Origin of the sequence: Sphaerospermopsis sp. FACHB-1194 (assembly GCF_014696235.1) — a bacterium.
GTDB lineage: Bacteria > Cyanobacteriota > Cyanobacteriia > Cyanobacteriales > Nostocaceae > Sphaerospermopsis > Sphaerospermopsis kisseleviana.
The window spans coordinates 50068-75256 of sequence record NZ_JACJPU010000025.1; the positions used below are offsets into that span (position 1 = coordinate 50068).

A 25189-nucleotide genomic window follows, 5' to 3' on the forward strand; every position below is an offset into this window, starting at 1 on the left:
ATTCTGATTTTTTCTCAGAAGTCGGGGATCTGAAGTTTATTTACTAATCAAAAACCATTCAGCAATCGGACCTAAAACTAATACAGGAAAAAAAGTTAACGCCCCCAGAATTAAAATTACTCCCCCTGTAACTCCAGTAAATAAACGAGTGTCAGTTCTCAAAGTACCGGCAGTTATGGGTACTGGTTGTTTTCTAGAAATACCATCTGCTAATAACAATAATGCGATAATGGGAATATAACGACCGACTAAAATACTGACGCTAGTGCTAAGATTCCACCACAGGGTATTATCCGCCAAACCTTCAAACCCAGAACCATTATTTGCAGCAGCAGAAGCATATTCATAAACTACTTGAGAAACACCATGAAATCCTGGGTTACTAATACCTGAAATAGCATCAGGAAAGGCAAAAACTATCGCCCAAGGAATTAAAACAGCAAAAGGATGAACTAATAACACTACGCTGGATAAAACTATTTCTTGTTTTTCAATTTTTCGCCCTAAAAATTCCGGTGTTCTCCCTACCATTAATCCTGTGAGAAATACTGCCAAAATTAAGTAGATAAATAAATAAGCTGTACCTGTTCCCTGTCCTCCCCAAATAATTTGTAAAAACATATTTACAAGGGTAGAAAATCCCCCAGTAGGCATTAATGAGTCGTGCATTCCGTTAACTGCGCCACACATTGTTGCTGTTGTCATCACTGCCCAAAGTGCTGTTTGCGCGAAACCAAATCTTACTTCTTTTCCTTCTAAATTAGGTTGTTGTAATCCTAATACAGAATTAACAAGAGGATTACCTTGATATTCACCAATAGCTGTGATCATGACTAAGAAAACAAAGATGATAAATACCATCCAATATACTAACCATCCTTGTTTGATATTATTAGCAAATACCCCATAGGTGTAAATCAAGGCTGAAGGAATAGAAATCATTGCCCAAGTTTCTAATAAGTTAGAAAAACCATTGGGATTTTCAAAGGGATGGGCTGAGTTAACACCAAAAAAACCACCCCCATTTTCACCAATTTGTTTTATAATTTCCAGGTGGGCAACTGGTCCGCGAGCTATAGCTTGTGTTAATCCTTCTAATGTTGTTGCTGTTGCTACTCCTGCTATGGTTTCTGGTACACCAGCTATGATTAATAATAATCCCCCTACAATAGATAGAGGTAATAAAATTCGGGTAATTGATTTGGTTAAATCAATATAAAAATTACCTAATTTTCTGCCTGTTAAACCGCGAATAAAGGCAATTCCTACCGATAAACCTGTAGCTGCTGATGTGAACATTAAAAAACCTATAGCGAAGGTTTGACTGGCATAACTAAAGGTTGTTTCTCCAGAGTAATGTTGTTGATCTGTGTTAGTTAAAAATGAGATGGTAGTGTGTAATGCTAAATCCCAACTTGGTGCTTTTAATCCTGTAGGATTAAGCGGTAAAAATCCTTGAGTAATAAATATACAAAATACCAAAATTGCCATGACAATATTGCTATAAAGTACGGCTTTTGCATATTGCCAACCTGTCATTTTATCTTCAATAGTAACTCCAATCAATTTGTAAATTATTCTTTCTATGGGATTTAAAACTTTGTCTAATACTGTTCTTTGTTCTAGAAAAACATGAGCAATATATTTTCCTAGTAAGGGAGTGGTGGCAATGACAATTATTAATGTCAATGCTATTTGTAATAAACCTTGTATCATGAATGATTAAAACTCCTTAAAGACTAAATCAAATAGCTGTGATCTGGGGAGCATCCCAATTAAAAAAATGAACACAGCGATACTAAAAACTCTCTTAAACCTTCTTACCTTTGTGTCCTTTGCGTTCTTTGCGTTCTTTGCGGTTCAATCGTATCAAGTAGTAATTTCAAGATTCCAAAACAATAAACTTACACATTTGGGATACTGCCGTGATCTGGGCTTGATGAATTTATATGATTATTGATTTTGAGGTAGAAAACAAGGGATACAAGGATATAAAAAATGTTTATTTTTTCTATTTATGTGTTTATTGCCAGGTATATATCATTGTTTAGGGCGTTTAGTTAAAATCTAAACGCTACAGCAGAATTCAGGAGTCAGGAGTAAAAAGGGTCGTTTTTATATAAAATGTAAATTAATATCATGATGTCATTTGGGTGCAAAATGAAAAATTTACAGCTTAAATTATTAACTAATAAATTGTATACGGGGAAAATTTTGATAATTATTACTATATTTATCTGTTTAGTGTTGTTAGAATATTCTACCCCCAATGATTATGTTTTTGGCTATCTTTATAGTGGATCAATTGTCTTAGTTAATTATTGGTTTAGAGGAATAGCAACAATAGGTGCTACATTTTTGGCTGTTTTTTTAACTATCTTCAATATTTGGATACCTGGAAATGAATCAATTCAGTTTTTTACTATTGCTAATCGGGTAATTGCAGCTATAGCATTGATAGTTACAGGATTTTTAAGTCAAAGATTGAGAATCACACAACAAGCTGTTTCACTCACTCAAACCCAATTAGAAAATCAAGCACAATTAATGAGACTACGAGAAGATTTCGCCTCTACACTTACCCATGATTTAAAAACTCCACTTTTAGGGGCAATTGAAACTATAAAAGCTTTTCAACAAGAAAAATTTGGTGCGGTTTCACCAAGTCAAGAAAAAGTTTTAGCAACAATGGCACGTAGTCATCAAACATCTTTGGTTTTATTGGAAACTTTGTTAGATGTTTATCGTAATGATATTGACGGATTAAAGCTAAATTTAGCACCTGTGGATTTAGCTGTTTTGGCGGAAACAGCAGTTTCTACTTTGATGGAATTAGCAGCAAATCGTCGTATTCATATATCATTAAACTATGGTGATTCTGATTGGAAGCGATCGCTCTGGGTGCTTGGTGATGCACTACAATTACAACGGGTTATTGATAACCTGTTAATTAATGCTATTAATCATTCCCGAAGAGGCGATCGCGTTGAAGTGGTCTTAGAATCCCTACTTTCCTATCAAGTTGTAAAAATTATGGATACGGGCGCTGGTATCCCTCCAGAACATTTTTCCCACTTGTTTGAGCGATTTTATCAAGTACATGATGATTATGGCAGTCTTTCCCAACGTCAAGCTAAAGGTTCAGGATTAGGACTTTATTTATCTAGACAAATTATTGAAGCCCATCACGGTATAATATGGGCAGAAAACAGAGTTCCCAATGGAGCTATTTTTGGCTTCAAGCTCCCTGTTTTACCATTTCAGGGGAGCATCCCAAATGTGTAAGTTTATTTTTCACTGGGGAAATAAAGTGATCCAAAACTTGATATGAACCGCAAAGAACGCAAAGGACACAAAGGTAAGAGGTTGTGAGAGATTTTTTAGTGTTGCTGCGTTTATTTCCCAAAATTGGGATACTCTCTATTTCAGTCTGCTGAAGTTTTAAATATATCTAATATCTAGGTAAAATGTCTTCTACCACTATTAAAATTCTGCTTGTTGAAGATGATGAACTTTTTCGTTTAGGTTTGCGTGTACGATTGCAACAGGAAATTGGTTTGGAGATTATCGCTGAAGCTGAAGATGGAGAAACAGCTATTGATTTAGTTAATAAATATTCCCTGGATGTGGTATTATTAGATATTGGTTTACCAGGAATTGGCGGTCTTGATGCTTGTTATCAAATTAAACAAAAATACCCTAATTTACCAGTTTTAGTTCTTACTTCCCATTCTCAAAAATCTCTAATTACACAGTTAATTACTGCGGGCGCTCAAGGTTATTGTCTCAAAGGTGTAGCTGCGGAAACATTGATTTTAGCTCTCCGTTCTGTCGCGGCTGGTGCATCTTGGTGGGATGAAATAGCAACTCAAGCAATTCGTTCTTCCTTGACTTTAAATTCTGCTCATTTATCTTCAGAAAATAACTCAAAAACTCTCAATCCTCTCACCCATCGAGAAATAGAAATTCTCCAACTTTTAGTGGCAGGAAAAACTAACCATCAAATAGCAGAAATTCTTTATATTACCACCGGTACTGTGAGGGTTCATGTTCATGCTATTTTACATAAATTGGGAGTTGGCGATCGCCAGACTGCTGTTACCGTAGCTTTACAAAAACAGTTAATTAGTCATCCAGTAAAAATTCAGAATTTATAACAATAATCAAATCTAAAATCAAAAATCAACATTGGCATAACCAATAACCCTTGTATTCCTGTTTACAATCTCTATGTGCCAACATATATAATTTCCCTATATCTTCTTGCACAACTAATAATTTTTACCAAAACTCGGAAATAGAGAATATAATTATCTGCTAACCTTTGTTATGGTTGGCATCCGATATATTAAAAGTGTAGTCTTATACTAGGAACCAATAAAGATGTAATAAAATTATCAGGAGTTTTTATATTTTTGAAAGTATAAGCTTACTGCATTTTTTGTATAAAAAAATATCAGTAATATAACCAGCAAAATAGATGAGTAATAGTAAAAATGAAATATTCTTAATACTAAATCCCACAAACATCCAGAAAATAGTAAAACAAGATTGATAAATTGAGGTGATATTGAGACATTATCCAAACCTAGCAATCTAATGTAAGAGTAACTTCGGTGATTTTTTCAATATTGACTGGCTATAACTTCAGTGTAATCGAGTAATAAATAAATGGGACAAGGTTTTTTACAAATTGCGTTAACCCTATGTATTGTCATAGCTATCACACCCCGATTGGGACAATACATAGCCCGTGTTTTTTTGGGAGAAAGCACAATACTTGATCCCATCATGAACCCGATAGAAAAAATTTTCTACCTAGTGGGGGGTGTAAGTAAAAAAGAGGAGATGACAGCTTGGCAGTATATCCGGGCAGTCATCAGTAGTAACTTAATCATGGCAATTTCTGTGTATTTACTAATCTCTTTTCAGGGAATACTGCCTTGGAATCCCAACGGTTTAGTAATGCCTACATGGGATACAGTGCTACATACTACCATATCCTTTTTGACTAACACTGACCAGCAACATTACATAGGGGAAACAACATTAAGCTATTTTAGCCAAACAGCAGCTTTAGGCTTTTTAATGTTCACCTCAGCAGCAACTGGTTTAGCAGTAGGAATAGCATTTATTCGGGGGTTAACAGGTCGAAAGTTAGGGAATTTTTACGTTGATATTACCCTTGCCATTACTAGGATATTGTTGCCCCTTTCAATTATTGGGGCGATCGCTCTCCTGGCTTTAGGTGTACCACAAACATTAGAAGGTACTTTAGTTGTCCAAACCCTAGACGGAGGAACACAGTACATAGCCAGAGGTCCTGTTGCTTCCTTTGAAATTATCAAACTGTTAGGCAACAACGGCGGCGGCTTTTTTGCAGCTAACTCAGCCCATCCCTTTGAAAATCCCAATGGTGCTTCTAATTTACTAGAAATCATTGCCATGATGGCAATTCCCTCATCCTTAATTTATACCTACGGTGTATTTGCCAATAACCAGAAACAAACTTGGTTACTGTTTTGGATGGTGTTTGTAATCTTCATAGTTATGATCTGGGTTACAGCAGTGGGTGAACTGCAAGGAAATCCCATTATTAACCAAGCTTTAAATACAGAACTACCGAATTTAGAAGGAAAAGAAGTAAGATTTGGCTGGGCAGAAACAGCATTTTGGGCGGTGACAACCACCGCTACCATGACCGGTGCAATTAACGGAATGCACGATTCCTTAATGCCCCAAGGTATATTTTCTAGCTTATTCAATTTATTTGTACAGATAATCTGGGGAGGACAAGGAACAGGAACAGCCTACCTATTTATTTATCTGATCCTGACCGTCTTTATAACTGGGTTAATGGTAGGACGCACCCCCGAATTTTTAGGACGCAAAATAGAACAACGGGAAATATTTCTGGCCAGCGTCGTCCTACTGATTCATCCGATCATAGTATTAGTGCCTAGTGCGATCGCCCTAGCTTATCCCATATCCCTATCAGGAATCAGTAACCCCGGTTTTCACGGTATTTCCCAAGTAGTTTATGAATACGCATCAGCGGCAGCTAACAATGGTTCTGGACTAGAGGGGTTGAAAGACAACTCTTTATGGTGGAACTTGAGTAGCAGTTTCAGCATATTAGCAGGGCGTTACATTCCCATTATTGCCCTGATCCTATTAGCTGATAGTATGTCCCGTAAACCAAAAGTTCCCCAAACTCGTGGTACTCTCAAAACCGACTCTTTCCTATTTACCAGCGTTACAGCTTTTGTAGCCATAATTTTAGCCGTCCTCACTTTCTTCCCAGTTTTAGCCCTTGGTCCAGTCGCCGAAGGTTTAAAATTAGCATCTGGAAGTTAGGGTACTGGGGACTGGTGACTGGTGACTGGGGACTGGGAGAAAAATTTTAGATTTTAGATTTTAGATTTTAGATTGGGGATAACAAAAACAATCCAAAATCCAAAATCCAAAATCCAAAATTGAATTACCAATCACCAATTACCAATCACCAATTACCAATCACCAATCACCAATCACCAATCACCCTTTATGAACTCTGCTGCAACTACCCCAAGACCGAAATCTTCTCGTTTGCGTCCCCGCGATCGACGTATCAAACGTAAAAAAACACGGCGGATTAGTACCAAAGGACTCTACATCAGGGCAATCAGAGATACCTTTGTGAAGCTATCTCCCCAATATGCCATTAAAAATCCCATCATGTTTTTGGTGTGGTTGGGAACAGTCATTACCCTAGCTGCCACAATTTATCCCCCCATATTTGGACCCGTCACCCAGAAAAACCCCCAGCTTTTCAACGGTTTAGTTACAGTTATCTTATTTTTCACTGTGCTTTTTGCCAATTTCGCCGAAGCATTGGCACAAGGAAGAGGTAAAGCCCAAGCCGATGCTTTACGATCTACCCGTTCAGAAACCATAGCCAAAAAAATTGTCGTCGATGGCACAATCACAGAAATCCCTTCCACGGAACTGAAAAAAGGCGATACCGTTCATGTAGTTGCTGGTGATATCATCCCCGCCGATGGGGAAGTGATTATGGGTGTCGCTTCTGTTGATGAATCAGCCATTACCGGTGAATCAGCCCCAGTCCTCAAAGAATCAGGTTCAGATGTTGCCAGTTCTGTAACCGGTGGGACGCGCATTATCTCCGATGAATTAATCATCCGTATTACTGCTGACCCCGGTAAAGGATTTATTGACCGGATGATCAACTTAGTAGAAGGGGCAGAACGCACTAAAACAGCTAATGAAATTGCTTTAACAATTTTACTGTCAGTGCTGACCTTGGCATTTTTGTTTGTAGTCGCCACCTTGCCCGCCTTTGCCTACTATGTCAACAGTCCTGTGAGCGTTACCGTATTAATTGCCCTTTTGGTTGCACTTATACCTACCACCATTGGCAGTTTACTTAGTGCTATTGGTATTGCGGGTATGGATAGAGTCGCCCAATTTAACATCATTGCTACTTCAGGACAGGCAGTGGAAGTCTGTGGAGATATAAATACTTTAGTCTTAGATAAAACAGGTACAATCACTTTGGGAAACCGTTTAGCAGAAGCTTTTATACCCATCAACGGTCACTCAATGTCGGAAATTGCTAATGTGGCTTTAGCTGCCAGTATCTTTGACGATACTCCAGAAGGTAAATCTATTATCCGCTTGGCAGAAAAATTTGGCGCAAAATTTGATATAGACCGCAAACAAGCCCAAGGAGTAGAATTTTCTGCCAAAACCCGCATCAGTGGCACTAACTTTCCTGGTGGACATGAGGCACGAAAAGGTGCGGTGGGGGCAATTAAAGGCTTTGTTCGTTCTCGCAATGGACGGGAAACTCCAGAATTAGATAATGCTTATGAGGAAGTTTCTCATCAAGGAGGTACGCCTTTAGCTGTTTGTCTCGATAATGAAATCTATGGGGTGATTTATCTCAAAGATATTGTTAAACCTGGTATCCGCGAACGTTTTGAGCAACTGCGGCGCATGGGAGTCCGTACCGTGATGTTAACTGGAGATAACCGCATCACCGCTTCTGTTATTGCTAAAGAAGCAGGAGTAGATGAATTTATCGCCGAAGCTACACCAGAAGATAAAATCAGCGTCATCGAGCGGGAACAAGCAGAAGGTAAACTGGTGGCCATGACCGGAGATGGAACTAATGATGCTCCTGCTTTAGCTCAAGCTAATGTTGGTGTAGCCATGAATACGGGTACTCAAGCTGCTAAGGAAGCTGCTAATATGGTGGACTTAGACTCTGATCCTACCAAACTCATTGATATCGTTAGTATTGGTAAACAATTATTGATTACTCGTGGGGCATTGACGACATTTTCTATCGCCAATGACATTGCTAAATATTTTGCCATTATACCAGTAATTTTTGCATCTGCTAATTTACAAGGCTTGAATATTATGAAGTTAACCAGTGTGAATTCGGCTGTATTATCGGCACTGATTTATAATGCTTTGATTATTCCGATTTTGATTCCTTTAGCATTGAAGGGTGTCAAATTTCGGCCTTTAACAGCCAATCAACTTCTGCAACGCAATATTTTTATTTATGGCTTAGGTGGTGTAATTGCTCCATTTATTGCTATTAAATTCATAGATATGCTAATTACAGTTGCAGGTTTAGCTTAATCGGGGACTGGTGACTGGTGATTGGTGACTGGCGACTGGGTAATCAATTTTATTTTTTCCAACTACCAATTACCAACTACCAAGTACCAAGTTCAAAATCCCAAATCTAAAATCTAAAATCTAAGATCCAATTATGGTGTTTATTCGAGAAACTATCCGCGCTATGCGGATGATTTTATTACTTTGGTTGTTAACAGCAATTATTTATCCTGTAGCAATATTAGGCGTTGGTCAGTTCGCCTTCCCTTCTTCAGCTAATGGCAGCATTGTTTTAAATATAGATGCTCAACCCATTGGTTCATCTTTGATTGGTCAAATTTTCACATCAGATAAATATTTTCAGAGTCGTCCCAGTGCTGTGAGATATAGCCAAGGTAGAATAGCTAGACCAACTGGTATATCAGGGGGTAGTAATCTTGCTCCTAGTAATTCAGAACTAACTAAGAGAATTATTGAAGAAGCAACTCAGTTTCAAGATGAAAATATACAACCTGCGGCTGATTTAATTTACTCTTCTGGTTCTGGTTTAGATCCTCATATTTCTTTGAAGGCAACACGTCAGCAGTTAGCCAGAGTTGCACAAGCACGGGGTATTAAAGAAGATGAAATTATCCCTTTAATTAATAAGTATACTGATAGCAGATTTTTAGGTATTTTTGGTGAACCAGGAGTTAATGTTTTGCGTTTAAATTATGCTCTAGATTTGCAAGAAATTAACCGTCAGCAAAATTAATAATCAATTGACACTGATTCTATGTATTTCCAAGGACGAGGAAAACACAAAATCTTTATTGGCATGGCTCCAGGGGTAGGTAAAACCTATCGAATGTTGGAAGAGGGACACGCACTCAAACAGGAAGGTATTGATGTTGTTATCGGACTGTTAGAAACTCATGGTAGAAAAGAAACGGCAGAAAAAGCTGAAGGTTTAGAAATCATACCGCCAAAATTATGGTCTCTTGGTGATTTAATGTTACCAGAAATAGATACTCAGGCAATTATTAACCGTTGTCCTCAATTAGTATTAGTCGATGAACTTGCCCATACTAATGTTCCTGGTTCACCACAAGAAAAACGTTATGAAGATGTGGAAGTTGTTTTGGCAGCAGGTATTGATGTCTACTCAACTATGAATGTTCAACACCTGGAAAGTCTTAATGATATAGTAGCAAGAATTACGGGTGTAGTTGTGCGTGAGCGAGTCCCCGATAAACTTTTAGAAGTGGCGGATGAGGTAGTTGTTGTAGATGTAACACCAGAAACTTTGGAAGAAAGGTTATTAGAAGGCAAAATATATGCCCATGATCAAATTAAATCAGCTTTAGATAACTTTTTTCAAAGACGTAATTTAATCGCTTTACGAGAATTAGCTTTACGGGAAGTTGCTGATAGTGTAGAAGAAGATGCCATTGCTTGTATACAGAAAAGTCAAAGTTTTAGTGTTCACGAAAGAGTTTTAGTTTGTGTATCTACTTACCCTAATTCTGTACAACTTTTACGTCGGGGCGCAAGATTAGCTGGTTATATAAATGCTCCTTTGTATGTTTTATTTGTGGCTAATCCTGATCATTTTCTAACTAAAGAAGAAAGCCTACACGTTGATATTTGTGAAAATTTATGTAAAGAATTTAATGGAATTTTTATTCGGGTAAGTAATAGTAATATTGCTAAGGCAATTGTAGAAGTCGCAGAAAAATATGGTATTACTCAGATAGTTATTGGTGCGAGTAGGCGTTCTCGTTGGGAAATTCTGCTGAAAGGTTCTTTAATTCAAAAATTGGTGGGTTTGCTAAAAAATATTGATTTACATATTATTGCCACTGGGAAAAATTAGAAATTTAAAAGTCAGGTGTCAGGAGTCAGAATATTTGTTAAATCAGGAATTAACAGATTCACGATTGTATAAATGGTTTTCATCAAGGTAACATTTAAGTTAAACTACCTTTGAAAATCACACCAGAATCTCTGTCAATGCACCCGACTCGTGTTATAGGTTTAATGAGTGGCACATCTGTGGATGGGATAGATGCTGCCTTGGTAGAAATTGTTGGTACAGATTTGGATCTGAAAGTTGAATTATTAGCCGGGAAAACCTATCCTTACCCTGCTGCACTACGAGAAAAAATATTGGCGATCTGTGGTGGTGCGCCTATCTCAATGGCAGAACTGGCAGCCATAGATGATGCGATCGCTCTTGTTTTTGCCCAAGCAGCCCAAAATATTCAAGTCGGTTATCCCCCTGCCACCCTTATCGGTTCTCACGGTCAAACTGTTTACCATCGACCTCCAGGATTTTCTATTTCAGAAAATTCTGTTTCAGGAAATATTTTACCCAGTCATCAGTCACCATTCCCCTATCCCCAATCATTAGGTTACAGTTTGCAGCTTGGCCGGGGTGCTTTAATTTCTCGCCTGACAGGCATCACTACTATTAGTAATTTCCGTGTGGCTGATATTGCTGTTGGTGGTCATGGTGCGCCTCTTGTTCCTAGAGTCGATGCCTATTTACTGAGTCATCCCCAGGAAGCACGTTGTATTCAAAATGTTGGTGGTATTGGCAATGTAACTTATCTACCTCCCCGGCGTGATGACTGGTTAAATCAAATTCTGGCTTGGGATACTGGTCCTGGAAATAGTCTCTTGGATTTGGCAGTGCAATATTTTAGCAATGGTGCTAAAAGTTATGATGAAAATGGTAGTTGGGCTGCTAGTGGTAGTCCCTGTTATCCATTGGTAGAAAAATGGCTAAGTCAAGATTATTTTCGTTTACCACCCCCTAAATCTACGGGTCGGGAGTTATTTGGTGTAACTTATCTACATCAGTGTTTACAAGACTGTCAAGCATATCAACTTAGTCCGGCAGATGTGCTGGCAACAATTACAGAACTCACGGCTGCTTCGATTGTTAATAGTTACCATGCTTTTTTACCGCGAATGCCAAAATGTTTATTATTATGTGGAGGGGGTAGTCAGAATCTTTACTTAAAACACAGGTTAGAGTTATTGTTGAAATCAGTAAAAGTTTTAACTACAGATGAAGCCGGGGTAAGTGCAGAGTTTAAAGAAGCGATCGCTTTCGCTATTTTAGCCTACTGGAGACAGTTAGGTCTTCCTGGTAATTTACCCGTTGCAACTGGAGCAGATCAAGAAGTGGTTTTAGGAGAAGTACATCCGGTGACAGGTGATAAGTGAGGAAAATTTTAGATTTTAGATGTTAGATTTTAGATTGGAAATCACAAAAACAATACCTTCGGGTGATGCCTCCGGCACGTTACGCTAACAGCAGTTGCTCATGGGGAAACCCCCAAGAACTCACTGCTTGACCAAAATCCAAAATCCAAAATCAATAACTCCTGACTCCTGACTCCTAAGATTATTGTTGTTGAAAAAATTAAAGGAATTTATAAGGTAGCTCACAGTTTTTTGTTGGAACCAGGACGCTGGACCATGCAAGGAAGTTGGTTGGAAAGAAATAGTATGCCGATCAGCTTTAAAGGTATGACTTTGGTAGTTTGGGATCGTGATGATTGGTTTTCTATGGCGACAAAGTTGGTGTTTCCTGGTGGCGATCGTTCAGAAATATCTTGCCAATATAAAGGTAGACTGCATGAAGGCGATCGCCAATATACTTTTTTGCTTCAGCATAATATATTTGGACTGATTGAAGGTGAAGGTTGGATTTGCCCAGATACCATCGTACAGCGTTATTGGGTCCTGGGCGATCGCGAACGTCGCAGCGGTTTTGAAACTTTACACCAGATTTCAGAAGATAGTTATTACCTGACTAGCGGTATCTTAGCAGGTCATTTTCTCACTAGTACCATGGAGGCCAGCCTAGAACGTCAAGTCAAGTAAATACATCAGGAGTCAGGAGTCAGGAGTCAGGAGTCGTAAGGGCAAAGCGTTGTATTGGTTGTAATATTAAATGGAAAGCAGGGAATGAGCCGGTTTATTCACCAGCTACAAGTTCACGGACATTTTCAAGTTCCGGTATAGAACGCCCTATATCGGGATGCAGTACAAGTTTTGCGATCGCTTGTCGCAGCCGCAGAGATATGCGTTCACAACAGGCTTATGTTCAACCTGTGCATTTGGTAGCTGTACGTCGAGTATTGATAGAAAATGGGTTAATCAATACCAATTCTTTCGACAGTTTTTTAGGAAAGGTCGCAAGCTAAAGCATCACCTATAATTACACTGTCTACATATTATCCAAAATCTCCCTTACCCAAGCTTCCTGATCAGAAGATAAAGCAGGTTTTAGAACTTGTGAATAATCAATTGCTAAATCAAATCTAGCCCGTTCATAGATTTCATTAAGTAACCTCTGTAAATCAATCACAGGTTCATTTTCTCCTGAACGCAAAGGAACGGGAAACACAGGAATAGGATCTTGTAAATCAAAACTGTAAAGGTCTGCATCTGGTCGTTGATGACTGCGGCTAACTAAAATGTGATAATCGCTTTTAGTTGCTCCTAGAATTGGTAAAGATTCACCTAATCTCAATAAGTCAATTTCCACTAAATTAGTAGCAGATGCTAAAATTTTTTGTCGCTTGTTTTCGTAAACAGTTCTACCTTCCTTAGAGCGTTTATTTTTGGGAGAAAGTATTTCAATTACAGTCACTACTTCCCGGCTTTGTGTGGCTTTCACTTCTAAAAATCGCTCAATTACCTCTTCATACATGGGAACTTTAACTTTACTAGGTTCTGCTAGTTTTGTAGTAGTTAAAGTTGTCCCAGTTTCTGCATTATTATTTCTTTTCGCAACAGCTACATCAGCAATTCCCACTAGAAAAATATCATCCACACTTGTGTAAACTCGCTCCTCAATAGAAACCCTGTATTGAGGGGCAATTTGAGGAGTTAAATCATCAGCTATAGCGACAATCAAACGGTTATGTACTTGATGCCATAATTCAGGTTGTTCTAAATACGGATTCATACCAGGAAATGGATTTTGCATTTGCAATGTCTCCAACTTATTTACATCTCCTTTGATAGAATTATTTTATCGCTCTGTAGGTTGGCTTGACAATTTTTTTGGATTATACTATGCCTGGGGCGAGTTTAGTGATAGCATAACCTAAAGTATATTTAGTTAAGTGAGCAGTATTGCGATATAACCTCTCATTTAATCCACCTAATCAGATGGGATTTAGAATGATTAAAATTAACTAATATGTGTAATTATTAGTGACTTCCACTTGCTAAACTAAAAGAGTGTAATTCAATATAAAAACCCATTTAGTTAAGAATGCTAGACGACAACTATTCAGTAACATATTAAATTATTCTGCAACTTGTAACGGATTTTTACTTAACATTACAGCTTCATCAGGATTTCTACCTGAGCATTTAAAGCATCAACATTATCTAAGTTACCAAGTGCTATGGCTGCCTCTTTTCTCACATCAGAATATTCGTCTGTTAACGCTTGAATCAAATCAGGTAATAAATTTTGATCGGGCGTTTTTTGTAATACTTGAAGTGTAAATTTTCGCACTTGCCAATGTTCATCTTTCATGTTAAAAAAACAGTGTCACTTCCACCTAAAGAACCATCTGTTGCTGTTTAATACCTAAGATTATTCATAGTTTCCCTAAGTCTCTGATTAACTCAGCCATGCTGGGTCATTTTTCATGGCTTAGTCTAAACTCCAGTTAATGACAATCCCCTCCCGTGGCAGAAACAAATCACTAAACTCACTCCTGGAAGGTCACTGCACTCATGTTCTTTCCTCTAGTATTGCCCCTATTCAACGCGAAAGACTGCAAGAGTGGCTAGAAATCAGCAAAGTATTGACATCATCCGCAGATGCTCAAGTTAGTAAAAATTTTCTCAAACAGGAGTATGAAAAGATAAAACGGCAAATATTAGCTAAACTGCAAACAAGTGATACTGGTTCATCCTTTGATATATCTGGATAATAAGTAAAGTTTTGTAAATAAAATTTCTTGATTAACGCAAATTATAGTTATATAAAATGGAAAGCTAAACTTAACTGCACTCTCGACATAATAAAAAGATGTCGACATCCTTGGCAGCAGGAGGAAGCAAACAACAAACGGCTCTATTCTTTGAGATATGAGCTTTTTGGGTAATTTTTGTATTCCACTAAATTAGTTTCAGCTATATACAATAGCATCTTCTACAAAATTGGTCTGGGCATTATTAGACTGAAATATGATTACTGAATTTACCTGTGTCAGATCCTGTGAGATCAAGAGTTAGGTGACTGGTAATCGAAGTTGACGCCCCAACATCCCCAGCTTTTTTCCGCTGGTGGAACCAAGCAAGAGAAGGAGGTCGCCCACTGCGACAAAAGCAAACCTACTCTATGCCATAGTGGAACCTGAATCTAATCCCCACTGATGCTTGAGAAGCTCTTTATAAGTTGCTTCCCTTACAACCATTTGTTCATAGAGTTTAACCAAAAACTCTTGTGCTTGTTCATGGCTCATGTTCTTGACCTGTGTAGCAAATGAACAAATGCTAAATTGCTGTTCCAAGGAAAGCTCTATTGGTTGATTCATAGTTAAAACCTCAAAAAACAACGCTTAACAGTGATATTGGTGACAGAAAAGCCAAGGGTGTGAGACTTGGGCTGATATTTGTTTTCAGCATTTGTTTTTCCTCTGTATTAAGAAAGATAACAATTGTTTGACAAATTGCCCAGTACCTTGCGGTTAATTTTTCTGTTTCTAAATCTTGCGTTTAAATCTAATGTTTTAAGCCCATGATTCCTGAAAGCAGGTTTTATGTAAATAGACTTATGGACCAATCAAGGATTTTTACAGTAGATTTATTTGAGCTTGATTGTTGATCCTTGCAGTTGGGACTAACAAGGGCGATAATTTCAAAATTTCAATTTTCTAAATAATAGATATCTCCGAGAATTACATAAGCATAACCTGAAACCTTTGGTAGGGACAATTCATGAATTGTCTCTACGTCTTTTTCGGAGAAGTCTAATGTAAATTTAGCCTCATCAGGTGAATTGAAAGGCTTAAAGATATTTTTAGCAATTTGCTAACATAAAAAATGCTCAAATTGAACAAAATGCTGAGTATATTTACTTTGTTGGTTTTTGGGCATTGGAAGATAGGGATATGGGAAGAATAGATAATTAGGGTTTGCTGAAAAAGTTATCTGTGAAAGACCAGTGACAGGTGACAGGTGACAGGTGACAGTTTCGTAAAGTTTTCATATTTATATGGCTAACGCCACGCTACGCTATCAGCAATCCCTAATTCCCTATTCCCTATTCCCTATTATGAATTTTCCTCAACAACTACAAGGACAACAGTAATGTTGTCGTGTCCACCTTCCTCTTTTGCTGCTTCAACCAAAGAGAAAGCAGCTTTATCCAATACGGGAAAATTGTCAAGGCAAGTTTTAATTTGGGGAGCGACGAGTTCTTCCGTGAGTCCATCACTACATAAAAGTAAGCGATCGCCAACCTGGATATCTAGTGGTTGTCCTTCAACCTGATGCAAGTCTTCACGTCCCAAGCAGCGAGATAAAACATGACGGAAGGGATGAACTCTAGCTTCTTCCTCAGTGATATCGCCTATTTTGATAGCTCTGGCCACCCAAGTATGATCCTCTGTGATTTGCTCTAATTGGGATTTCCGATAACGATATAATCTTGAATCGCCGATATGAGCGCACCAAGGTAAATCTGAATCACGAAAAACCACTACAACAGCAGTAGTCCCCATATCAGCACGTTCAGGATGATTTTGCTGATCCTGCAAAATTGCTTCATTAGCGAACAATAAAGCGTTTTTTAATAATTCTGGCGTAGATTCAGAAGATTGCCAATTTTTTTCTAAATATCCCCGAATTTCTTGGGTAGCAATGTGACTGGCCTGTTCTCCTCCTGCATGACCGCCCATACCGTCAGCAACTATAAAAAACCGTCCTTCCGGGTCTATATAGTAAGCATCTTGATTATTAGAACGAATAAGTCCTGGATCGGTCAAACCGACGAAGTTAAGTTTCATAAATTTGTGCAGCAATAATTAATACTTCTGATCATAACGGTCAAGGCGTGAAATTAGGCGGAGAAGTACAAGTGAAACTCCGGCAGCAATTAAACCTGCTACTGCTGCTAACCATACATAATGATTCACCAAAAGAATCGTAGCAGAAATTGTAAATCCACTGATGATCAAAGCATAACTCATTCCCATTTGAATACTAGTTTGTCGCCTTAACAGACGTTCTGTTTCTAGGGAACGAACCCGCAGACGAATATCACCCCGTTCTAGTTTATCCAGTGTATCTTCTAATCGACGTGGTAGACCTAAAGCAGTGCTACTGACTTGTACTGCTTGACGACTTAATTCATTCAAGAAACTATTCCCCTCTGAACCACTACTATTAGTCATAAGTTCCATTGCATAAGGCTGGGCAACTTCCATAAAATTAAATTCTGGGTCTAAACCCTTTCCCACCCCTTCCAGGGTAGAAAAAGCCCGCATGACAAAGGTAAAAGTTGCTGGAAATCTAAATGGTTGATTGTAAGCTATTTCATACAGGTCTTCGCTGATGGCGGCCACTGATTGAGATTCAAAAGGTTTATCCATGAAGTTATCCAGCATATACTGGACAGAACGCCGCACCGGACCCATGTCGTCTATTGGTGCGATCGCACCCAAATCAATCAGAGACTGTACCACGCGATCGCCATCTTTTTGAGCGATGCCAAACAAAGTTTCCATCAATCCTTCGCGGACATTGGATTTAATTGTTCCCATCATCCCGAAGTCGTAGAAAATCAAAGCACCATCGGCACTAACTGCCAAATTACCAGGGTGGGGATCAGCGTGGAAGAAACCGTTATTTAGTAATTGGTGTAAATATGCTTGAGCGCCATAACGAGCGATCGCTCTCCGATCCACACCCGCAGCTTCTAAAGCGTCATATTGACTCACTTTAATTCCGGGAACATATTCCAAAGTAATGACCCTAGAAGTAGCATAACGCCAATAAACTCTGGGTACTTTCACCCAGTTATAAGCGCGGAAATTGCGGCGAAAAGTATCAGCATTGCGCCCTTCATTTAGGTAATCAATTTCCTCCCAGAGAATGCGACAACATTCTTCATAAATACCCATCCAATCTCGTCCCCGTCCCCATTTAGGATGATTTTGGAAGTAGCGGGCAATACCTTTGAGAATTTGTAAATCTATTTCAAACAGCTTTTTGAGTCCCGGACGTTGCACCTTGACAACTACCGATTCTCCAGAATGTAACACAGCTTTGTGAACTTGTCCCAAACTAGCAGCAGCCAGGGGAACTGGTTCAAAACTGTGGAATAGTTCAGGAATTTTTTTACCTAACTCCTGCTCAATAATTGCTTCTACTTGTTCATAGCTAAAGGCTGGTACTCTATCCTGTAACTTAGATAACTCTTCCACGTATTCACTAGGAAAGATATCAGCACGGGTAGAGAACAGCTGACCAACTTTAATAAAAGTCGGTCCCAAATTTAAAAAGGTCTCTCTAATCCAGATAGCTTGGGCTTTACGTCTAGCAGCTTGTTTAGCTTCCGTTACACCCCCAGGATAACTCCAAGCTTTATTATACCGCCAAATTTTGAACATTAAAGTCAGAACAAAAGACCAAATATCCACAAAACGGCGTTTGCTAGAGTATTTTTCCCGATTCCAACGGTAAGCCTTACCTGAATAACCTTGTTCCATATTTTTTTCGTACCGTTGGGTATTCACGGAATCTCCACTAATAACAGACACTCTTCGTAATGGGTAATGGGTAATGGGTAATAAATGTTATTTTTCCCTGTTCCCTGTTCCCTGTTCCCCGTTCCCCGTTCCCTTTATCTATTTTGACGCACTGCGATATTTTTGTAATTCAGTGCGTAATAAGGCGATTTCTGCCCGCAATTCGTCAATTTCTGCTTGTAAGTCTGTTGAACCTACACCAGATGCACCGCTACCTTTGGTTGTTCCAGTTGCTGAGGCTTCGGCAGCCCGATTAGCTCGTGCTATGACTTCCTCTGTAAACTGGCGTAACTGTTCTCTGGCTTCAGCATCAAATTTACCCAGTTCGCTCAAAGCATCGGTCAAGGCGACTTCTACACGCTCATTAATTACTTCTGCTACTGCTCTGCCTACAAAAAAGGCTTGCACAAGAGGATTACTCATAAATTTTTGTAAAGTTGCTCCGCAAGAAAATTATAACTTGCATTCAGCATCAGGTGTTGACTATCATTCAGAATTTTATCAGTATTGGGACGCTAATGAATTTGTATAATTTTAGCTGGTAATCCCTCAAATACTGGAATTATTAAATAATTTTAATATCTAAATAATTATGAATACATACGTAAATATTTATTGCAATATATTTAATTTAATATTAAATATTTATTAGTTCAATTTAAATTAAGTAGAATAATTAAATTTAAATTGTCACAATCAGGATTTGTCAGAATCAGGATGTCCAGGATTAGAGGATTTACAGGATTAAATATTAAATATCAAAAATTAAACGCAGATGAACGCAGATGATTTTTAGATCATGATCAGAATTTCCTGGATTTAAGGATTTACATGATGTTGTTTTTCTCTGTGTTCTATGTGACTCTGTGGTTCGTTTTAAAAAATAGAATTTGTCAGAATCAGGATAACCAGGATTAAAGGATGTACAGGATGGTAATTGATTAATTTTTTGTTGGTGTTTAAGGTGGAATTTTTCAGAATTAGGTAACAGCACTTTTTCACATATAAATTACTAATTCAAATTACTAATTTTTAAATCAACATTAAATCAACATCCTGAAAATCCTCAAATCTTGGACATCCTGATTCTGGCAATATTAAAATTAACGAGGATAATGTTTAGCTAAAAATTCCCGCGCTTCAGATTCATCCTTAATGGTACCATCAAGAGTAGCAGTCAATAAATCATCCAAAATTTGTTTAAAAATCGGACTGGGTTTATACCCCAATTGTTTTAAATCATTGCCATTTAACAAAGGTTGGACATTTGCCAAATTAGTTAAATAATACCAGATTTTCCGTCTAACTTGGCGGGGACTTTTCAAGGCAACTAACATTAAAGTTGGTGCATCATATTTTTTCAATAAGTGGAATATTTGACTCGGTAATTCACAACTTGGTAATAATGAAATTACCTCTGTTTGCATTTCTGCTAATTTCTTTAATCTATTAATACTATCATCAGCTAATTGTAGATTTTTAGCTACTTTTGTTCTATATTGCGGTTCTAAATGGGCAATTAATAACTCTAAACGCATTTGCCAAGGATGTAAAAAAGGATGTAATATTTGTTGTTTTTCACAGCTTCGCAAATATATGATAATTAATTTTTCCAATAAACGTAATTCTCGTAAAATATAAATATCTAATTTTAGGGTAGGATGGATACATTGTAAAGCACCCAAATCATCTAATAATTGTAAAGCAGATTGCCAATAGGGAGCTTCTACAATATGTTTTAATTCAGTTTTTAACCGAGTTTGTAAAGCGGGAGTTTTGACATTTTCTTGAGTTGTTCTGTCATAAACTCCGCTATTTATGGCATAGTTAATATACTCTTTTGTTCGCTGTTCAATGGCAAATCCAAACCGCACAGCAAAGCGAACTCCGCGATAAATACGAGTAGGATCTTCAATAAAACTGTTAGGGTGTAAAACTCTGATTTCCTTAGCTTGTAAATCTAATAAACCACCAAAAAAATCTAATAATTCACCGCTACGGGGAGATGTTAACCTTAATGCCATTGCATTAATTGTAAAATCTCTTCTATATAAATCTTGACGAATAGAACTAGCTTCAACTTCTGGGTTAGCTGCGGGATAAGGATAAAATTCTGTTCTTGAAGTGGCAATATCTACCCATAATGAATTTAATTCTGGGTGTTTATGCCATAATAAAGCAGCAGTTTGAAATGCACCATGAATTTCTAAACGTGCATTTTGATAAACTTCCTGCAATACTTTTGCTAGTTCCACACCTGCACCCACATCCGCTGCTTGATGAAAACCATCTACCACTAAATCAATATCATTAATCATTAATGTGCCAGTTTGTCCTTCTGCTAATAGTAAATCACGTACTGCACCACCTACTAAATAAAGATGCCAACCACGTTTTTCAGCTGCTTGAGATGCTATATTTAATAATTGCCAAAGTTGCGGCTTTAATTTAGCTTGTAATTGTGGTAATGTAATATTATTTTCGCTTTTTTGATCTATTTCTTCATCACTTATATCACTTTGATGCAGTTCCCTTAAAACATCAGTACGAGTGACAATACCAACGAGATTTTCATTTTCTAAAACTGGTAAACGTCCAATGTCATAAGTAACCATTAAATACTCAATTTGTGGTAGGGTAGCGTCTGGCGTAATGGTCTTTAAATTAGTGGTCATGTAACCTTTAACTGGTGCATGATTAAATCCGTGATGTAAAGCAATATCTAAATCACGTCGAGAAATAATACCCACTAATTTATCTTGATGATTGACAACAGATAAACCAGAATGTCCGTAACGCAGTAAAATTCTTTGAGCTTCAGCAATAGTGGTTTCTGGGCGAATAGTTCGCACAGGAGAAGACATTAAATCTCTGGCTGTGGGAGGATGGGGAATTTGTGATTTTAACCCTGCTAATAGTTGTTGTAAAATTGATTGTGAATCAGTGGTTCTAATATTGAAAGATGCAGCTTGAGAATGTCCACCACCATCGAAAGGTTGAAATAAAAGATTAAGATTGGTATGGGTAATTTGGCTTCTACCAATTACTGTTAATCTAACTTCTCCATCTTCTAAAAGATATTCATGGGCTAACAGTAAAGCATCTATTTCTGTTAATTCTACCAGTTCTGATGCTAAAGCTGATAAACCAGGTACAAAATTATCAGTTTTGAGAGTAACTCGTCCAATGGTATATCCCCGGAAACAAATATATTCTAAATTTTCCAAAGATTGAGTTAATAATTTTTGTAGTTGGGGAGATAAACCTGGATCTCGGTAAGTTGCAATTACAGATAAACTTGCCCCTTGCTGCATCAACCAAGCTAAAGCCAAAGCATCTCTGGGCGTAGACTGATCATAAGTTAAAGAACCTGTATCAACATGAATACCCAAAGCCATTACTGTTGCTTGAGCAGGATTAATAGAAATATGCTGTTTTTGTAATTCTTCCACCATTAAAGTGGTCGTTGCACCGACTTTATCAATATATAATTTTGTGGTGGGAATATTGCTATCTTGTGTTAAATGATGGTCATAAACTATGATTTCTTGAATATGCGGTAAATCTAACCATACAGCAGCTTTTCCTAAGCGATCGCGCTGTTGAGTATCTACAACCATCAAAGAACGTATTTTTTCAGGATTTACAGAACGTCTTTCAATCAGTGAATATTCATCCCGATACAAAGCCAAAAAATCTCGTACCGGTGGATGAGATCCCCCAGTTAAGACAATCTTACTTCCTGGCTTGAGGCAAGTTAACCCCACAGCCGCCCCTAAAGCGTCAAAATCAGCAGTTGTGTGACAAAGAATTATATCCATGATAGGTGATTGGGGACTGGTGACTGGGGACTGGGGACAGAAAAGAGAGCAGGGGGAGGTTAATAACCCATTACCCATTACCCATTACCTCTTTCCTAATAACTGATCAACTGTTACAAAGCAGCTTTAAAATATTAATTGTTCAGAAGACCTAAATTAAATGGTTCACTGATCAGCCTAGTCTGTCTATCATATCGTGACAGTCTTGGTGAAAGTTACGATTTCGCTGTGTTGGGAAAAGTAAAAATGACCATAGTATTCCAATTTGCTTTAGTATCTCTCGTTCTGATGTCCTTCGTCCTGGTTATTGGTGTTCCTGTTGCTTACGCAACCCCTCAAAACTGGGTGGAATCTAAAAAGCTGCTGTGGGTTGGTTCTGGTGTTTGGATTGCTTTAGTGCTTTTAGTTGGTTTATTAAACTTTTTTGTGGTGTAGACAACGGCTGCACACAAGCGTTCACACATAACATAAAAACCAGAGGAGCAGAAAAGCTGAACTCACAGGAAAGGGAAGCAAAAATTTCTTTGTTCTTTTTCCGTGCTGATATTGCTTTCCTGCTCCTTTATTTCCATCCAGAAAAATGTATTGGCTAAGAAGTATAGTTATAAGAGGCAGTCATGGCAGTTTTTGAGGGCAACTTTACTCAAACAGAACCTTTAAAGTTTGCAATGGTGATCGGTCGATTCAATGATCTAGTTACCGTTAAGCTTTTAGAAGGATGTCAAGATTGCCTAAAACGTCACGGTATAGATCCTGACCCCCAAGGCAATCAAGTAGATTATGTATGGGTTCCAGGCAGTTTTGAAGTTCCTACCGTCGCTCGTCAGTTGGCACTCTCTCAACGTTATGATGCCATAATTTGCTTGGGTGCGGTAATTAAAGGACAAACACCCCATTTTGATTATGTATCTGCTGAAGTAGCCAAGGGTATTGCAGCAGCCAGCTTTCAAACTGGTGTACCTGTGATTTTTGGCATTTTGACCACAGATACCATGCAGCAAGCATTGGAAAGAGCAGGGATTAAAAGTAATCATGGCTGGGATTATGCCATGAATGCCATAGAAATGGCCAGTTTGATGCGTCAACTACGTTCCAACCTAGCAGAACCTTATGCCAGTAACTCTCAGTCTTTACCAGCATCAGTCCAAAAATTGGTACAGTCAGAAGTAGTTTAAAAGAGAGTTTGGGGAGATGGGGAGAAATATTTACCTCCTGACTCTTGACTCCTGCCTCCTGTACGGGCGAAGCATTCGGGTGATCAATTCTCGATTTTTCCCCAATATTTTTGTCCGAATGCTTCGCCCCTACGACTCCTGACTTCTCAAAAAAAAATTTCCAATAGGGGTTGACAAACCTAGATAAATCTGAAATACTAAGATTATGTTGAGGTCGCGGGTATAGCTCAGTGGTAGAGCGCAACCTTGCCAAGGTTGATGTCGCGCGTTCGAGTCGCGTTACCCGCTCTTGTTGCTCCATAAGGGTTTTAGGGTTTTTTCCAGTCCCATATCAATCGCCAATAAATCAATTTTACCCCAAAAATGCCCCAAAAAATAAAATCCAAAAAAAATCCCTAACTGTTGAGGTCAGGGATTTTTTTATTTTTAGCGCCTAGCGCCTAAACCAGGGATGGACTCTCGCAACTTCTTCTATTTTTTTCTCGATCTCTGGTGAGAATGTGGGTATTGGTGAGGGTTCACTTTTTTCTTTTGTGACTGGTTTGTTAGAACCGTTAAACCAGGGATGGTTTTTTTCGATTTCAGCTAATTTGTTATCTATTTCTTGGCTATCCATTGCGATTGTTCGGTAAACTCCTATAAGTATAACAAATAAATTTAATATAGTCAATGGTTATATGTGGGTTATGCTGCTAGTGGATGGATATATTTTTGGGGCAAATTTGGGGTAGTTTTTGGAGTGATTTTTGGGGTAATTCCGTCTAGTTCCTTAACTAGTATATCTATCTCTTGTTTGTTAGCATCGGCTAAATAGTTATAAAGGTCACTGCTATTTTTTAGGTTTAGGTTTTTAGCTATTATCGCGCGTTCGCCAAGGGTTAGTAAGGTTAGTCTTGTTTCTAATTCTTCTTTTATAAAATCTAGTTGGGTATCGTGCGCTGTAATGTCTGCATTTTGGGGCTGTAAGTGTTTAAGCGAATCTGTAGCTTGTGTAAGATGAGCGTCGCTTGCAGCCTGATCAGCAGTGGTTATGGCGCTATCATTGTCAACTGGGTTAGCAGCTTCGGCTATATGGTTGTCAAGTTCGACTTTGATAGCGTCTATAATGTCGTCTTGGCTAGTTCCTGATAGTTCGCTAGTTTGTTTTATTAGTTTAGCCGCTTTATCAATATTTTTTTTTATGGTTTTCTGTTTCTTTTCTAATTCTTTTTTTGCTTGTTTAGCTGCAAGTAATTCAGCTTTGATTTCTTCTATTTTTTGGGTAGCTTCGGCAATTGCCAGTTCTAAGTCTTGTAAGTTCATAAGTAGCACCTTGTTTAAGTTTGTCCCTATAGTATACCAAGTTATCTTGTTATTTTTAGGTTATTTTTCTTTAGGTTCTATTTAAATATTTTATGCTTTTTTGGGGCGGATCTGTCTAGGGACGAATAGACAGAATCTATATATAGTAAGGGTTTTGGATTCTGTCTGTTTTTTTTGATCTGTCTATTTGGGACTATGTTTGATTAGTTTAACTAATCTGAGTTCACTATGAATATTTCATCTAGCTTGCAGTCAAGAATTTTGCAAAGTGGACTTAACAAGGAGACTTGTATTCTCGATGATCTGTTATTTTCTAGTCGCTTGATTGTAGGTATAGAAACTTGGCAAAATTCAGCAATAGCTTCTTGGGTGAGGTTTTTATTTTTTCTGATTTCCTTTACTCTATTTTTCATGGTTTTTGTATGTAACGCTACCTTATATGTATAGCATATTGTTATTAGGTTTACAATTTGCAGATATAAGT

The 25189-nt window shown here is 38.0% G+C and carries 22 protein-coding genes and 1 tRNA gene; 13 read left to right on the forward strand and 10 right to left on the reverse strand.

The window, feature by feature from the left end; translation table 11 throughout:
• Positions 1-36: 36 nt before the first annotated feature.
• Positions 37-1716: a potassium-transporting ATPase subunit KdpA gene (kdpA, locus tag H6F45_RS15360; RefSeq protein WP_190347613.1), complete on the reverse strand. Its 1680-nt coding sequence runs from the start codon at positions 1714-1716 to the stop codon at positions 37-39.
• A gap of 444 nt (positions 1717-2160) precedes the next feature.
• Here kdpA (H6F45_RS15360) and H6F45_RS15365 point away from each other — a divergent pair, with 444 nt between their 5' ends.
• The 8 genes from H6F45_RS15365 (at position 2161) to H6F45_RS15400 (ending at position 12510) form a co-directional block, all read left to right on the forward strand.
• A complete protein-coding gene (locus H6F45_RS15365; protein WP_190347614.1) occupies positions 2161-3285 on the forward strand; it encodes a HAMP domain-containing sensor histidine kinase in 1125 nt (374 codons plus the stop codon).
• 182 nt (positions 3286-3467) lie between these two features.
• Positions 3468-4157, forward strand: a complete 690-nt coding sequence (locus tag H6F45_RS15370) for a response regulator transcription factor (protein ID WP_137668036.1) — start codon at positions 3468-3470, stop codon at positions 4155-4157.
• A gap of 514 nt (positions 4158-4671) precedes the next feature.
• A complete protein-coding gene (kdpA, locus tag H6F45_RS15375) occupies positions 4672-6357 on the forward strand; it encodes a potassium-transporting ATPase subunit KdpA (RefSeq protein WP_137668037.1) in 1686 nt (561 codons plus the stop codon).
• A 189-nt stretch (positions 6358-6546) separates the two neighbouring features.
• Entirely contained in the window at positions 6547-8655 is a 2109-nt protein-coding gene (gene kdpB, locus H6F45_RS15380; RefSeq protein ID WP_190347615.1) for a potassium-transporting ATPase subunit KdpB, read from the forward strand.
• Between the two features lie 133 nt (positions 8656-8788).
• Positions 8789-9388, forward strand: coding sequence for a K(+)-transporting ATPase subunit C (gene kdpC / locus H6F45_RS15385; protein ID WP_096568989.1), 600 nt, complete (start codon positions 8789-8791; stop codon positions 9386-9388).
• A 21-nt stretch (positions 9389-9409) separates the two neighbouring features.
• The gene (locus H6F45_RS15390) at positions 9410-10489 is read left to right on the forward strand and encodes a universal stress protein (RefSeq protein WP_190347616.1); all 1080 of its coding nucleotides are present in this window, start codon (positions 9410-9412) and stop codon (positions 10487-10489) included.
• A gap of 137 nt (positions 10490-10626) precedes the next feature.
• Positions 10627-11847: an anhydro-N-acetylmuramic acid kinase gene (locus H6F45_RS15395; RefSeq protein WP_137668041.1), complete on the forward strand. Its 1221-nt coding sequence runs from the start codon at positions 10627-10629 to the stop codon at positions 11845-11847.
• A gap of 255 nt (positions 11848-12102) precedes the next feature.
• Positions 12103-12510, forward strand: a complete 408-nt coding sequence (locus H6F45_RS15400; protein WP_137668040.1) for a hypothetical protein — start codon at positions 12103-12105, stop codon at positions 12508-12510.
• A gap of 346 nt (positions 12511-12856) precedes the next feature.
• Here H6F45_RS15400 and H6F45_RS15405 read toward each other — a convergent pair whose 3' ends face one another.
• On the reverse strand, positions 12857-13621 hold the full coding sequence (locus tag H6F45_RS15405) for a DUF4058 family protein (protein ID WP_190347617.1): 765 nt from the start codon (positions 13619-13621) through the stop codon (positions 12857-12859).
• A gap of 360 nt (positions 13622-13981) precedes the next feature.
• Entirely contained in the window at positions 13982-14182 is a 201-nt protein-coding gene (locus H6F45_RS15410; RefSeq protein WP_137666739.1) for a HEAT repeat domain-containing protein, read from the reverse strand.
• Between the two features lie 139 nt (positions 14183-14321).
• Here H6F45_RS15410 and H6F45_RS15415 point away from each other — a divergent pair, with 139 nt between their 5' ends.
• Positions 14322-14585 carry a hypothetical protein gene (locus H6F45_RS15415; protein ID WP_190347618.1) on the forward strand — a complete coding sequence of 88 codons (264 nt, stop codon included), beginning with the start codon at positions 14322-14324 and terminating at the stop codon, positions 14583-14585.
• A 408-nt stretch (positions 14586-14993) separates the two neighbouring features.
• On the opposite strand, the gene H6F45_RS15420 is transcribed toward H6F45_RS15415, so the two are convergent.
• The 5 genes from H6F45_RS15420 to H6F45_RS15440 all read right to left on the reverse strand — a co-directional run bounded on the left by H6F45_RS15420 (position 14994) and on the right by H6F45_RS15440 (position 22228).
• On the reverse strand, positions 14994-15191 hold the full coding sequence (locus H6F45_RS15420; RefSeq protein WP_096568971.1) for an NblA/ycf18 family protein: 198 nt from the start codon (positions 15189-15191) through the stop codon (positions 14994-14996).
• A gap of 738 nt (positions 15192-15929) precedes the next feature.
• The gene (locus H6F45_RS15425; protein ID WP_096568968.1) at positions 15930-16664 is read right to left on the reverse strand and encodes a PP2C family serine/threonine-protein phosphatase; all 735 of its coding nucleotides are present in this window, start codon (positions 16662-16664) and stop codon (positions 15930-15932) included.
• Positions 16665-16682: 18 nt separating this feature from the next.
• On the reverse strand, positions 16683-18368 hold the full coding sequence (locus H6F45_RS15430) for an AarF/ABC1/UbiB kinase family protein (RefSeq protein WP_137666745.1): 1686 nt from the start codon (positions 18366-18368) through the stop codon (positions 16683-16685).
• Positions 18369-18506: 138 nt separating this feature from the next.
• Positions 18507-18830, reverse strand: coding sequence for a DUF6825 family protein (locus H6F45_RS15435; protein ID WP_137666737.1), 324 nt, complete (start codon positions 18828-18830; stop codon positions 18507-18509).
• Positions 18831-19510: 680 nt separating this feature from the next.
• On the reverse strand, positions 19511-22228 hold the full coding sequence (locus H6F45_RS15440) for a CBS domain-containing protein (RefSeq protein ID WP_190347624.1): 2718 nt from the start codon (positions 22226-22228) through the stop codon (positions 19511-19513).
• A 246-nt stretch (positions 22229-22474) separates the two neighbouring features.
• Here H6F45_RS15440 and psbZ point away from each other — a divergent pair, with 246 nt between their 5' ends.
• From psbZ to H6F45_RS15455, 3 genes are all read left to right on the forward strand, one after another.
• A complete protein-coding gene (gene psbZ, locus H6F45_RS15445) occupies positions 22475-22663 on the forward strand; it encodes a photosystem II reaction center protein PsbZ (protein ID WP_096568955.1) in 189 nt (62 codons plus the stop codon).
• 182 nt (positions 22664-22845) lie between these two features.
• Positions 22846-23403: a 6,7-dimethyl-8-ribityllumazine synthase gene (gene ribH, locus H6F45_RS15450; RefSeq protein WP_190347619.1), complete on the forward strand. Its 558-nt coding sequence runs from the start codon at positions 22846-22848 to the stop codon at positions 23401-23403.
• A 216-nt stretch (positions 23404-23619) separates the two neighbouring features.
• Positions 23620-23691 (forward strand) — tRNA-Gly (locus H6F45_RS15455).
• 145 nt (positions 23692-23836) lie between these two features.
• On the opposite strand, the gene H6F45_RS15460 is transcribed toward H6F45_RS15455, so the two are convergent.
• Together H6F45_RS15460 and H6F45_RS15465 are read right to left on the reverse strand one after the other, a co-directional pair.
• Positions 23837-24019, reverse strand: coding sequence for a hypothetical protein (locus tag H6F45_RS15460; RefSeq protein WP_190347620.1), 183 nt, complete (start codon positions 24017-24019; stop codon positions 23837-23839).
• Positions 24020-24087: 68 nt separating this feature from the next.
• Entirely contained in the window at positions 24088-24705 is a 618-nt protein-coding gene (locus H6F45_RS15465; RefSeq protein ID WP_190347621.1) for a hypothetical protein, read from the reverse strand.
• 228 nt (positions 24706-24933) lie between these two features.
• Between H6F45_RS15465 and H6F45_RS26600 the strand changes: the two genes are divergently transcribed.
• Complete coding sequence (locus H6F45_RS26600) at positions 24934-25152, forward strand: hypothetical protein (protein WP_242052637.1); 219 nt, start codon at positions 24934-24936, stop codon at positions 25150-25152.
• The last annotated feature ends 37 nt before the right edge of the window (positions 25153-25189 follow it).